We start from the raw sequence: 12,637 nt of genomic DNA, 5'->3' as shown, positions 1-12,637 counted from the left end.
GAACGACAGCGACGACGGGAGAGAACGTGAGGGTGCAGCGCAAGCACGTGCTGGCGGCGACTGTGGCGGTGACCGCCACTGTGGCGGTCTCGGTGGGCACCGGACTCGGTTTCGCGGACACCGCGCCGGCCGCGCGATCGGTCTGCGCCGGGTCGGTGACCTTCTCGGCCGAGGGCGGGCCGCCGGCCGCGACGAGCGACAGGTTCCCGGTGGGCACCCGGCTGCGGGTGACGAACCTGGACAACCGCAAGGTGGCCACGGTGACGGTGACCGGGCCGTCCGGGAGCTGCGTGCTGCTGAACGCCGCCGCCATGGACCTGGTACGCGAGCCGGGCAAGAACGTCATCCGCCGCAACGTGGTGGAACGCCTCGACGGCGGCGGCGCCCCGGCGCCCGGTGCGCAGCCGGGTGAGACCCGGCCGGGCGCGGCGCAGCCGATCGGCGGCAGCGTCTGCTCCGGCGCGCTCACGTTCTTCGCCGAGGGCGGGGCGCCCGCAGCCACCAGCGGCCAGTTCCCGCTCGGCACCCGGCTGCGGGTGACGAACCTGGACAACAACAAGGTGGTGACCGTGACGGTGACCGGGCCGTCTGGTAGTTGCGTGCTGCTGAACACGGCGGCGATGGACGCGATCCGGGAACCCGGCAAGAACCTGGTCCGGCGCAACACTGTGGAGCTGCTCCGCTGATCCCCCGGGCGGAACACCATGGGCCGGTCCTGGGGGAGATCGGGCCCATGGTGTCCCACGTCCGGGGTCAGCCGAAGGCGGCCGCCAGGATGTCGAGTCCCCGGCCCAGCTCGTCGTCGGAGATGGCGAGCGGAGGCAGGAACCGCAGCACGTTGCCGTAGGTGCCGCAGGTCAGGGTGAGTAGCCCGGCCGCGTGGCAGGCCGCCGAGATCGCCGCCGTGGCGGCCGGGTCCGGGGTCAGCGTGCCCGGCACCACGATCTCCATCGCGAGCATCGCGCCCCGGCCGCGTACCTCGACCACGCGTGGGTCACCGGCGGCGATCGCGCGCAGCCGTTCGCCCATCACCGCGCCGATCCGGCGCGCGGCGGCGGCCAGGTCCAGCTCCCGCATCGTCTCCATCGACGCGAGCGCGGCGGCGCAGGCGATCGGGTTTCCGCCGTACGTGCCGCCGAGGCCGCCGACGTGCACCGCGTCCATCAGGTCCGCCCGGCCGGTCACCGCCGCCAGCGGCAGGCCGCCCGCGATGCCCTTCGCCAGCGTGATCAGGTCCGGCTCGACGCCCTCGTGCTCGCAGGCGAACCAGTCGCCGGTGCGGCAGAAACCGGTCTGGATCTCGTCGGCGACGAACACCACCCCGGCCGCCGTCGCCCACTCGCGCAGCGCCGGCAGGAAACCTTCAGCGGGTACGACGAAACCGCCCTCGCCCTGGATCGGCTCGATCAGCAGCGCCGCCACGTTCTCCGCGCCCACCTGCTTCTCGATCATCTCGATCGACCGGGCCGCCGCGGTGGCGCCGTCGAGCCCGCCGTCGCGCAGCGGGTACGACATCGGCACCCGGTAGACCTCACCGGCGAACGGCCCGAACCGGTGCTTGTACGGCATGTTCTTCGCGGTCAGCGCCATGGTCAGGTTGGTCCGGCCGTGGTACGCGTGGTCGAACACCACCACAGCGGGCCGCCCGGTCGCGTGCCGGGCGATCTTCACCGCGTTCTCCACCGCCTCGGCGCCGGAGTTGAACAACGCCGAGCGCTTCTCGAAGCCACCCGGCGTCAGCGCGTTGAGCTGCTCGCAGACCGCCACGTACGACTCGTACGGCGCGACCATGAAGCAGGTGTGGGTGAAGCGTTCGACCTGCGCGCGTACCGCCTCGACCACGCGCGGCGCGGAGTTGCCCACGTTGGTGACGGCGATGCCGGCCGCGAAGTCGATCCACTCGCGGCCGTCCACGTCGGTGATCGTGCCGCCGCCCGCCCGGTCCACGTACGCGGGGATCGTGCTGCCCACGCCCCGCGCCACCGCCTCGACCCGGCGCTTGTGCAGCTCCTCGCTCGTGGCCATCGGATCAGCCCTCGATGTTGTGCATGACGTGCTTGACCCGGGTGTAGTCCTCCAGGCTGTAGACCGACAGGTCCTTGCCGTGGCCGGAGTGCTTGAAGCCGCCGTGCGGCATCTCCGAGACGAACGGGATGTGCGTGTTCACCCAGACGCACCCGAAGTCCAGCCGGCGGGTCATTCGCATGGCCCGGCCGTGGTCGCGCGTCCACACCGAGGCGGACAGGCCGTAGTCCACGCCGTTGGCCCAGCGCACCGCCTCGTCCTCGTCGGAGAAGCGCTGCACGGTGATGACCGGCCCGAACACCTCGTCCTGGATGATCTCGTCGGCCTGGCGTACGCCGGAGACCACTGTCGGGGCGTAGAAGAAGCCACGCTCGCCGACCCGGGCACCGCCGGTGGTGACGTTCGCGTGGTCCGGCAGCCGGTCCACGAAGCCGCTGACCCGGGCGAGCTGGTTGGCGTTGTTCAGCGGGCCGTAGAGCACGTCCGCGTCGTCCGGCGCGCCGGTGCGGGTGTTGCGGGCCTGCTCGGTCAGCGCGGCCACGAAATCCTCGTGGATGCCCGGACCGGTGAGCACGCGGGTCGCCGCCGTGCAGTCCTGACCGGCGTTGAAGTAGCCGCCCATCGCGATCGCCTCGGCCGCCGCCGCCACGTCCGCGTCGTCGAAGATCACCACCGGGGCCTTGCCGCCCAGCTCCAGGTGCGTCCGCTTCAGGTCCGGCGCCGCCGCGGCGGCGACCTCCATGCCCGCGCGGGTCGAGCCGGTGATCGACACGAGCTGCGGGGTCGGGTGGGAGACCAGCGTGCGGCCGGTGTCGCGGTCGCCGCAGACCACGTTGAACACACCCGGGGGCAGGTGCTCGGCGGCGATCTCGGCCAGCAGCAGCGTCGACACCGGCGTGGTGTCCGACGGCTTCAGCACCACCGCGTTACCCGCCGCCAGCGCCGGGGCGATCTTCCACACCGCCATCATCAGCGGGTAGTTCCAGGGCGTGACCTGGGCGCAGACGCCGATCGGCTCGCGCCGCACGTACGAGGTGTGCCCGGCCATGTACTCGCCCGCCGAGCGCCCCTCCAGCAGGCGCGCCGCCCCGGCGAAGAAGCGCAGCTCGTCCACCGCGGGCGGCAGCTCCTCGTCGGCGGTGAGCTGCCGGGGCTTACCGGTGTTGCGGACCTCCGCGTCGACCAGCTCGGCGGCCCGCGACTCCACCGCGTCGGCGAACTTCAGCAGCGCCCGCTGCCGCTCGGCCGGTGTGGCGTCCCGCCAGGTCTCGAACGCGGCGGAGGCGGCCTTCATCGCCGCGTCCACGTCCGCCGCGCCGGAGACCGGGGCCTGGGCGAAGACCTCGCCGGTGCACGGGTCGATCAGGTCGGCGTAGCCGCCGTCCACCGGGTCGACGTACTCGCCGTTGACGAAGTTGCGCAGCTGCTGCTGGTCGCTCATCAGAAGTCTCCGAGAAGGTGGCCGGGGGGAGGGTCAGCGGAGGTTATCGCAATCTGACTGCCATCTTGGCTACTAAATCCGAGGCAGACAAGGGTTTGGGCAACTGTTTCCGCGTGGGCGTCTGTGGTCTAGGCTGCCGGTCGTGGAGCCGAGAGCCTTCTACGTCGCCGGTCGCCCCGCCCACGGCGAGGACGAGCTGACAGTCACCCACCCGTACGACGGGCAGCCGGTGGGGCGTACCACGGTCGCCACGGCTGACCAGCTCGAAGCCGCAGTCGCGGGCGCCGCCGCGGTGGCCGCGGAGGCCGCGGCCCTGCCCGCGCACGCCCGCGCGGCCGCCCTGGACCACGTCTCCCGCCGGCTCGCCGAGCGGGCCGACGAGGTCGCCGCGCTGATCACCGCCGAGAACGGCAAGCCGGTCAAATGGGCGAAGGCCGAGGTCGGGCGCGCGATCTCCACGTTCCGCTGGGCCGCCGAGGAGGCCCGCCGATTCTCCGGCGAGCTGCAACGGCTCGACACCGACCCCGCCGCCACCGGGCGGATCGCCCTGGTCCGGCGCGTGCCGCGCGGGCCGGTGCTCGGCATCACCCCGTTCAACTTCCCGCTCAACCTGGTCGCCCACAAGGTCGCCCCGGCGCTCGCCGTCGGCACCCCGATCGTGGTCAAGCCCGCCCCGGCCACCCCTCTCACCGCGCTGCTGCTCGGCGAGATCCTGGCCGAGACCGACCTGCCCGAGGGCATGTTCTCGGTGCTGCCGCTGCCGAACGAGCGCGCCGCCGAACTGGTCACCGACCCGCGGCTACCGGTGGTGTCGTTCACCGGCTCCGGACCGGTCGGCGCGGCCATCCGCCGGGCCGCGCCGGACAAGCACGTCACTCTGGAACTCGGCGGCAACGCGGCGGCGGTCATCTGCGAGGACTGGGCGGCGGACGAGGACCTGACCTTCGCCGCGCACCGCATCGCCACGTTCTCCAACTACCAGGCCGGGCAGTCGTGCATCGCGGTGCAGCGGGTCTACGTGCACGAATGGCTCTACGACGGCTTCCTGCCCAGGCTCGTCGCGGCGGTGCAGGCGCTGCGCACCGGCGACCCGCGCTCCGAGCTGACCGACGTCGGTCCGCTGGTGTCGGTCGAGGCGGCGCAGCGCGTCGAGACCTGGGTGGACGAGGCGGTCGCCGCCGGCGCCGTCATCGAGACCGGCGGGCGGCGCGACGGCGCCACCTACCCGCCCACTGTGCTCAGCGGCGTGCCGGCCGACGCGAAGGTGTGCGCCGAGGAGGTGTTCGGACCGGTGCTGGTGGTCGCCCCGGTCGTGAACGACCGGGCCGCGTTCGCCGCCGTCAACGACTCCGCGTACGGCCTCCAGGCCGGCGTCTTCACCCACCGGCTCGACGTGGCGTTCGACGCCGCCCGCACGCTGGAGGTCGGTGGCGTGATCGTCGGGGACGTGCCGTCGTACCGGGCCGACCAGATGCCGTACGGCGGGATGAAGGGCTCCGGGGTCGGGCGGGAAGGGCTGCGCAGCGCGATGGACGACTACACCGAGCCGCGGGTCACGGTGCTGACCGGCGTGGCCCTCTGACCGCTCGCCCGCCGCTCACCAGGTGCCGTCGTCGCGGACCCGGGCGGGGGTGCGGCCGAGCAGCAGGGTGGTGAGGGCGGCGTCGATGTCGGGGCCGAGGAACCACTCGCCGGCCTGGTCGAGGGCGAAGATCCGGCCGTGCTCGTCGATCGCGAGGATGCTCTCCTGACGCTCGCTGCCGAGCGGGAAGAGACGGGCGCCCAGGACGGCGGCGAAGTCGGCGAGGGAGTCGGCGGTGTGGGCGGCCCGCAGCGGATTCGTGGTGAACCGGCTGATCCAGACCTGCTCGCCGGGCCCGCGCCGTCGGCTCAGGACGGCCGGGAACGCGGTGAGCGCCGCCTCGGCGGCGGGGAACGCCTCGTGCCGGTGATGCTGCCCCGCGACCGCCTTCGTCTCGGTCATCGCGCCCATCGCGAGTGCCTCGTTGAACATGCTGATCTGCCAGCCGCCGTCGATGAGGGCATGGGCGACCTCGTCCGGGAAACGCCCAGGCTCGATGACCTCGCGCGGCTCCGGACGCCACTCCTCGACGAAGGCGAGGTCGGACCACGGCAGGACCGCGAATCGCACCAGGAACCGGACGCACGAGTCGCAGGGAAGATCCGCCTGGCCGCCCAGCGGGTCGCCCGGCTCGCGATTCCGGTAAACCTCGATCCGGCTGCTGCCGAGCAGGTCGCGGGCGTCCTCGATGGACAGCGGCGGCAGACCTTCGGCGGCGCGACGGTGGTCGTGGTCGTACAGCGCGTCGGAGACGACGATCATCTCGGCGTGCCGTTCCCCGCCGCGTACCAGATGCCCCGCGGGTAGCTCGTCCAGATAGGACTGGACCAGCGGATGGTGGCGCACCTCGATCTCGCCCTTCGCGCCCTGCGCGACGTGCTGCCGGCCGTCGAGCGTGAGGTGCGCCGCCGCGCCGGGCGTGGGCAGGCGGGTCAGCTCACGCAGCAGTTGGGCGGCCGGATCGACGGTACGCGGCGGGCGCGGTTCGGCCGGACGCCGCTGCCGGTACATCCGCTCGACCGCCGCGGCCGGCACCCGTGGCCACGTGGACACCTCGCCGGTCTCCTTGTCGATCACAGTGGTCGGCAGGTCGCCGGGGAGCGCCCGGGCCTCGGTGGACACGACGGAACTCACCACGTAGCCCAGGTCGAACTCCTCGACCTCCGGCGTGCAGGGAAAACCGAGGCGGTCGGAGTCCCGCCGGGCCCACACCGAGGCGATCTGCTCGGCCTGCTGTCGCTCGATCACCACCTGAAATTACCGGACCCCACGGATTTCGTGGCACCCGGTATGGTCGGCCCTACCCACGGTGACGGAAGGGGAGCGACGGTGGCCGAGAGTGCGGACCGGGATGCGAACCGTGCACTACGCGCGCGATTCGACGAGGTGTACGGCCAATACCAGCGCTTGCGGTCCGGTCTGGACGATCTCCAGACCAAACTGGCCGAGTTGCGGGTCACCGAACGCTCCGACGACGGTCAGGTGACCGCCGTCGTCGGAGCGCGAGGCGAGCTGATCAGCGTCGAGGTGAGCCCGGCGGCATTCCAGGACCGGGACGCCCGTGCGTTGAGCCGGAAGATCACCGAGACCGTGCTGCGCGCCTCCACCGCGGCGAGCGCCGCCACCCGCGAACTGGTCTCCGGATACCTGCCGCCGGGCTCGCCTTCGGTCGAATTCCTGCGTACCCATGACTTCGGCGCGCTGCTCGGCCGGGCCGACTCCGTGCTGGCCCGCGGCGAGTGACAGGTGGCCGGGGGAGAGATCTGGCTGGACCCGGACCGGGCCCGGCGCGGCGGGGCTGACCTGGCGCTGTCGGGGCGGGCGGTGAGCGCGGCCCGGCGGGAGACGGGCGAGCCGATCGCCCACGCGAGCGCGCAGCGGCCCTGGGGCCGGGACGACATCGGCGCCGCGTTCGACAAGCACTACCAGGGTTACGCCGAGACGCTGTTGCGCGCGTGGGAGCTTCTCGGCCGGTCGCTGGAGGTGCTCGGGTCGGACGTCGTCCGCTCGGTCGCGGCCACCGTGGAGACGGACCTGAGCAACGCCCGTGACCTCGGGACGATCCCGCAGCAAGGGCACAACCCCCATCGGCCCCGGCGCTGACCACCGGAGGACCCGCGCGTGAGCATGCTGCCCAGCCCGATCCCGCACCCGCTCGACTTCTGCCCGTGGGACCTGCCCGGCTGGATCTACGAGGCGCTCGACTGGGTGGTCGGCGTCGAATGGCCGGAGGGCAACGAGCGCGCCGTCTGGGACCTGGCCGACCAGTGGTACGGCGTAGCAGGCGTCCTGACCCGTCCGCGTGACGACGCGATCACCGCTGCCGGCGAGGTCAAGAGCGGGTACGGGGGAGTCGGCCTGGTCGCCGGCGCGTTCGACACGGCGTGGCACAAGCTCGCCGAAGGCCAGGACGCTCCACTGCACGTCCTGGTCGCGGCCACAGACGAGCTGGCACGTCTGGTGGACTCCTGCGGCTGCGACATCGAGGGCGCGAAGCTGGAAGCCTGGATCGAGCTGGGCATCCTGGTTGTCGAGTTGCTGTCCCTGGCGGTCGCCACAGTGCTCACCCTGGGCGCCGCCTCACCGGCGGCGGCCGCCGCGATCACCGCCACGCGGGTCGTGGTGCAGCAGATCTTCAAGCGGCTGGTGGCTCAACTCGCCCGCAAGGCGGTCAAGCAGGGCCTCAAAGAGGCGGGCGAACGTGCTGCCAAGGAGGTGGCCAGGTCCGGTGCCCGCACGCTGGCTCGACGGGCCGCGATCGGCGGACTGCTGGAGGCCGGTCAGGAGGCGGGCACCAGCCTCGGCACGCAGGCGTACCAGAACTCCACCGGCCGGCGCGACGGCCTCGACCTGACCGACGTGAGCACGTCGGCGCTCGGTGGATTCGCCGGCGGCGCGGTCGCGCCACTGGCCGGGCTGGGCCGGCACGCCAACGGGCGGTTCGCGGAGATCGGCGAGCGGTTCGGGCGGGAGATGGGCGGGGAGACTCTCGCCGAGACCGCGGCGGGTCTGGCGACCGGCCAAGGGCCGTCGCTGGAGGATCTGGCGCGCGCGGCTGCCTCCGGCGCCACCGGGTCCGCCACCAACCAGGCGGACTCGGCACTGCAACGCCGCCTCGACGGGCAGCTGAGCGGGTTGACGGTGTCCCCGGTCGGCCTGGACGTGCCGGTCGCCGCCGATCCCGTCGGGCTGATCCCGGCCCAGCGGGTCGCCGAGCCGGTCGTCCAGGGCGACGACACGATCGCCGGCGCCGTTCCCGTGACACCCACACACGTCACGCCCCACGCCGCCGGTCCGCACCCGCTCGCCGTGGACCTGCCCCGCCCGGCGCCGGATCCCACGACCACGCCGCCGCACAACAATGTCGTCCCGCACGACGTGGCACGTCCGACGGTCACCACGAGCCCCACGTTGTCCTCGGTGATCACGGACGCGCCCGTCGCAGGTCCGTCCTCGACCGGAGTCCATGGCGTCGCCGGTCCGGTTGTAGCGCCGATCGACCACGCGACACCGCCCTCGACCACACCCGTACAGACGGCGGCCGCACCGGCGACACTGCCTGCGCCGCCTACCGACCACCCGCAGGCCGCGCCACCACCTACGGCAGACCGGACCGCGCCCATCAGCACCGGAGGTCAGGTGGGACCGCCGCCGGTCTCACCGGTCAACCCTCAGCCGGGGCCGCACCCGGGAGCGCCGGCCGTCGGGCCCGAGCCCCGACCGGGGCCGAACCCCCGTTTTCCGCTGCTGGAGTCCTTGGCTCCGCATCGCCCTCCTACCGACTCCCCGGGGCCCCACCCGGGCCCGCCCCATGTCCAGGCGTGGCCCCGTGAGACCGCTGAGCAGCGCGCCGCGCGGCTGAAGGCCGATCGGGAGGGTCTGGACCGGCGGCGCTACCAGGGCTATCTGCAGTCCCAGCGTGCCTTGCACGAGGAGAACAGACGGGAGGCGCAGATCAGGGAGCTGCGTGATCTCGCCGAACAGCATTACGAGGCGGCGCGTTGGCTCCTCATGCAGGCCCACGAACTGCGCCAAGCCGGGCGGCACGAGCTCGCCGACAGGCACGTGTGGGAGGGCCGGCGGCGAGAACGCCTGCACTACCGAGCCGTCGACGAGGTGGAGGCAGTCCGTGCCGGCCAGCGTCTGCCGCGCGAGGTGGTGGTCGAGGACGACCTCGACTTCTACCGCATCAACGACGACGTGGCGGACCTGGCCGTCGGCGCGGTGGAGACGGCCGACCACTCCGCGCTCACCGGTCACGGCCACCCCGAGCCGATCGACAGGTCCCGGCCCTACGGCCGCCGGGGAGGGCTCCGGCCTCCACTCGCGCTGCACCAGACCGACCTCGAACGGCAGATGCCCCGCAACCCCGACGGCAGCGTGACGCGTACCGCCGATCCCCGGCGCGGTGGCTGGTTCCGCCTCGCGAACGACGGCGGACCGGCGGCCGACGCCACCCGGGGGATCAACTGCCTCGACTGCACGCTGTCGCTGTTCGAGACCTGGGTCCACGGACGGCCGCGCGTCGCGGCGCCGCGTACGTTCGACGGCTACCTGCACGGCGACGTGAACCGGCCGGTGGGCGGGGAGGCGGACGGACCGCTGCGGGTCGAGCAGACGACCGGCGGCCGGTTCCAGAACCTCTGCCGGCCGGATCGGCCCGGGATCACCGGCCGGGACCGGCAGTTGTTGGTGGACGGCGGTTACCGGGACCTGTACGCGCAGCTCGCGTCGGGCGGTCACGGCAGTTACGCGTTCCTCATCACCAGCTTCGAGGGCGGCGGATCGCACGCGTGGGTGGCGTTGAACCAGAGCGGCACGATCCTCTTCCTCGACCCGCAGACGGGCGACGTGGCGGACCGGCCGATCTACCACCACAGCGGCCGTCCGGCCCGCAGCAACGTCGTCGGCGTCGACGCTCTGGTGCTCGGCCCCGACGGCCGGCCGATGCCGCTCGCCGGCCGGCCGCCCGGCACCTACAGCGTCCTGCCCGAGCCGCTACCCCGTCCGGTGCCGCCACGGCCGCCGGCCCCGCCGCCGATCGCAGACGGCCACGTCCCGGACTTCAACCACGTCCACCTGCTCGGCGAGTCCACCACCATCTACCGCCGGGGCGACGGACCGTTGCCGGGGAGCGCGCCGCCGGTCGAGCCGGAACCGGCCCGGGTGCACCAGGACCACCGGCAGGCGCACGCCGACCGGATCGCCGCCGGGCTCTACGTGCGCGACGCGCTCGCGCAGAGCGGGAACCTCGACGACGCCTTCGCCGCCGGGGTGACGCCCGTCGAGCTGGCGCAGCACGCCGACGTGCCGACGCTGCGGCGGCTCGTACCCGGGCTCGACGAGACCGCCGCCGCCGACCTCACCCGGTTGTTCGCCGACCCGCGTGTGCAGCGGATGCTCGACCAGAGTTGGGAGGCGCCGCCGCGACGCGAGGAGTTGCTGGCCGAGACGCTGGTGCGGCAACTCGCGGAGCGGCCCGACCTGGTCCGGATGATCCTGGCGACGCCGGAACTCGCCAACTCGCTGACCGCGCGGCCGCTGACCCTGCACCACCTGGCCAGCCACCAGCAGGCCATCGACGTATTGCAGGACGTGGTAGGCGAGATCCGGGAACGGGGGGCTGACGTCGTTGCATCGACGGAACCGCCGGCCCTGATGCCGACTCGATTGACAGGCGCTCACCTGGCGGTGAGCGAATCCTTTACGACTGATGGCGCGGAGGCCGCGCAGCCGGGTTTCGATCTAACGCGACTCGGTGACGCCGCGTATCGAAAGCAGTTCTTGGACCAGTTGTATGAGGAAGCCGCTGTCGCACAGTCGGAGCTCAACGCCCTGGGGCGGGATTTGGCAGAGTCATGCGGTGGTGGTGCCGAATATCACCCGCGTCGTGAGCCCAAGGACCGTGGGCGGGCTGAGGACAAGATCAAGGGCTACGGCGGCGATGCGTCACAGCTGAAGGATCTCGCGGGCGGCTACGTCTCGTTTGGCAACCTCGACGAACTCTACGGCGGACTGGCACGTCTGAGGAACGACGGGCGATTGGATCTGGTGAAGTTCGAAGACCGCTTCCAGAGCCCACAGAAAAGTGGATACCGAGACGTACAGATGTTCCTTCGTGCCTCCAACGGGCACATCGCTGAGTTCCGGCTGCAACTGGCGCCACTCGACAGAGTGGCGACCTGGGAACACTCCCTCTTCGAAGTGCGGCGCGACCTCGAAGCGGTCGCTCGTGAGGAGGGACGTAGCGTGACGGTGACAGAGTCCGCCATTCGTCGGGCGGTGCTTCGGCGCCAGCGTGAGCTGTTCTGGGAGGCTCTTCAGACGGCGCTGCACAAGGAGCGTGAGTGATGGCTACAGTCGACGGCGTCGAACTTCCCGCTTATTTCGAGCACTACGACACGCCTGTGAAGCTGGTCGCCACACCGGATGGCGGCCACGCCGCTTGGAAGCTGGACCGCTCGACGGGGGGTTGGCGGCCGGCGGACGAGCTCGTCGACGACGTGATCGGTGGCGTGGGCGGCGAGATCTACGTGCGCTCGGCTGATGCCTTCGTGCAGCACGTCGAGCAGTTGCGCGGACGCTACCTGAGCGGAGAGGGGCCGGTCTTCGCGCTCTACGAGACGGTCCGGGCGATCGCGGCGCCCGCCGTCGCGGAGAGGCGACCGTTCACCGCGGAGGAAGCCGCGCTGATCAAGGGGATCCGGCGGCGGACCTTCGTGATGTTCGAGGAGCAGCTCCAGCAGGCCGGTGACCCGGCCGCCGACCCCACCATCGCCTCCTGACAACGGCCCGGAACGCCATGCCCTCCACCGACGGCCAGCCCGTGCCCTACCTGCCGCCCGCCGACGTGGCGGAGGCGCGACGCGTACAGGAGGAGTTGCGGTCCCGGGTGGACCTGGTCGGGCCCGGTCCTGCCGCGCCCGCGACGGTGGCCGGGCTGGACGTGGCGTACGCGCAGGACCGTGACCTGCTCGCAGCGGCCGTCACGGTCCTCGACGCGGCCACCCTCGACGTGGTGGACGAGGCGGTGTGCGTGGGGCGGCCCGCCTTCCCGTACGTGCCGGGACTGTTCGCGTTCCGCGAGATGCCGGCGTTGCTCGGCGCGCTGGACCGGCTCACCACCCGTCCGGAGCTGTTGGTCTGTGACGGCCACGGGCTGGCGCACCCGCGCCGGTTCGGGCTGGCCTGTCATCTGGGCCTGGTGACCGGGCTGCCCACGATCGGGGTGGGCAAGACGCCGCTCGTCGGCTCGTGGACGGGCCCCGGTCCCGAGCGTGGTGACAGCGCCGACCTGTGTGACGAGGGCGAGGTGGTCGGGCGGGTGCTGCGGACTCAGGACGGTGTCCGGCCGGTCTTCGTGAGCGTCGGGCACCGGATGGGGTTGGACGAAGCGGTGGAGCGGGTACTGGCACTGACGCCCCGGTACCGGCTGCCGGAGACCACCCGTACGGCCGACCGGCTGTGCCGGCGGGCGCTCGCCGATGCAGGCGCGTCGGGCGGTGACCTGGGCGGGCGGTGATCGCGTGGCGCGGCACACATGTGGCGTGCTCGATGCGCGGGTGCCCGGAGGGGCCGGTAGTAACCTG

10 protein-coding genes are annotated in these 12,637 nt (G+C 72.4%); 7 read left to right on the top strand and 3 right to left on the bottom strand.

Going from position 1 to position 12,637, the window contains the following annotated elements:
- Positions 1-26: 26 nt before the first annotated feature.
- Complete coding sequence (locus BFV98_RS14460; RefSeq protein WP_071096683.1) at positions 27-686, top strand: hypothetical protein; 660 nt, start codon at positions 27-29, stop codon at positions 684-686.
- A gap of 67 nt (positions 687-753) precedes the next feature.
- Here the strand turns inward: BFV98_RS14460 and gabT are convergent, their stop codons facing one another.
- The gene (gene gabT, locus BFV98_RS14455) at positions 754-2,025 is read right to left on the bottom strand and encodes a 4-aminobutyrate--2-oxoglutarate transaminase (RefSeq protein ID WP_071096681.1); all 1,272 of its coding nucleotides are present in this window, start codon (positions 2,023-2,025) and stop codon (positions 754-756) included.
- A 4-nt stretch (positions 2,026-2,029) separates the two neighbouring features.
- Positions 2,030-3,466, bottom strand: coding sequence for a gamma-aminobutyraldehyde dehydrogenase (locus BFV98_RS14450; protein WP_013284186.1), 1,437 nt, complete (start codon positions 3,464-3,466; stop codon positions 2,030-2,032).
- A gap of 142 nt (positions 3,467-3,608) precedes the next feature.
- Here BFV98_RS14450 and BFV98_RS14445 point away from each other — a divergent pair, with 142 nt between their 5' ends.
- Positions 3,609-5,048: an aldehyde dehydrogenase family protein gene (locus BFV98_RS14445; protein ID WP_071096679.1), complete on the top strand. Its 1,440-nt coding sequence runs from the start codon at positions 3,609-3,611 to the stop codon at positions 5,046-5,048.
- A gap of 15 nt (positions 5,049-5,063) precedes the next feature.
- On the opposite strand, the gene BFV98_RS14440 is transcribed toward BFV98_RS14445, so the two are convergent.
- Complete coding sequence (locus BFV98_RS14440) at positions 5,064-6,299, bottom strand: YwqJ-related putative deaminase (RefSeq protein WP_071096677.1); 1,236 nt, start codon at positions 6,297-6,299, stop codon at positions 5,064-5,066.
- A gap of 78 nt (positions 6,300-6,377) precedes the next feature.
- Here BFV98_RS14440 and BFV98_RS14435 point away from each other — a divergent pair, with 78 nt between their 5' ends.
- Genes BFV98_RS14435 through nfi form a run of 5 tightly spaced genes read left to right on the top strand, consistent with a single transcriptional unit; the run spans position 6,378 to position 12,570 of the window.
- The gene (locus tag BFV98_RS14435) at positions 6,378-6,791 is read left to right on the top strand and encodes a YbaB/EbfC family nucleoid-associated protein (RefSeq protein ID WP_013284189.1); all 414 of its coding nucleotides are present in this window, start codon (positions 6,378-6,380) and stop codon (positions 6,789-6,791) included.
- A 3-nt stretch (positions 6,792-6,794) separates the two neighbouring features.
- Complete coding sequence (locus tag BFV98_RS14430) at positions 6,795-7,151, top strand: hypothetical protein (protein ID WP_071096675.1); 357 nt, start codon at positions 6,795-6,797, stop codon at positions 7,149-7,151.
- Positions 7,152-7,175: 24 nt separating this feature from the next.
- A complete protein-coding gene (locus BFV98_RS14425; RefSeq protein ID WP_255368345.1) occupies positions 7,176-11,399 on the top strand; it encodes a toxin glutamine deamidase domain-containing protein in 4,224 nt (1,407 codons plus the stop codon).
- A complete protein-coding gene (locus tag BFV98_RS14420; protein WP_013474106.1) occupies positions 11,399-11,833 on the top strand; it encodes a hypothetical protein in 435 nt (144 codons plus the stop codon). The genes BFV98_RS14425 and BFV98_RS14420 overlap by 1 nt, the downstream gene beginning before the upstream one ends.
- 17 nt (positions 11,834-11,850) lie before the next feature.
- Positions 11,851-12,570 (top strand): deoxyribonuclease V, encoded by a 720-nt coding sequence (gene nfi / locus BFV98_RS14415; RefSeq protein WP_071096672.1) that lies wholly within the window; start codon positions 11,851-11,853, stop codon positions 12,568-12,570.
- Positions 12,571-12,637: the final 67 nt, after the last annotated feature.

Source organism: Micromonospora sp. WMMB235 (assembly GCF_001855515.1).
GTDB lineage: Bacteria > Actinomycetota > Actinomycetes > Mycobacteriales > Micromonosporaceae > Micromonospora > Micromonospora aurantiaca.
The sequence above is the reverse complement of the archived record's forward strand: the minus strand, read 5'-3'. Positions and strand labels throughout refer to the sequence as shown.

Excerpts from the sequence above, each read along its gene's own strand:
- gabT (WP_071096681.1), bottom strand. The coding sequence starts at position 2,025 with ATGGCCACGAGCGAGGAGCTGCACAAGCGCCGGGTCGAGGCGGTGGCG.
- BFV98_RS14450 (WP_013284186.1), bottom strand. The coding sequence starts at position 3,466 with ATGAGCGACCAGCAGCAGCTGCGCAACTTCGTCAACGGCGAGTACGTC.
- BFV98_RS14425 (WP_255368345.1), top strand. The coding sequence starts at position 7,176 with ATGCTGCCCAGCCCGATCCCGCACCCGCTCGACTTCTGCCCGTGGGAC.
- BFV98_RS14420 (WP_013474106.1), top strand. The coding sequence starts at position 11,399 with ATGGCTACAGTCGACGGCGTCGAACTTCCCGCTTATTTCGAGCACTAC.
- nfi (WP_071096672.1), top strand. The coding sequence starts at position 11,851 with ATGCCCTCCACCGACGGCCAGCCCGTGCCCTACCTGCCGCCCGCCGAC.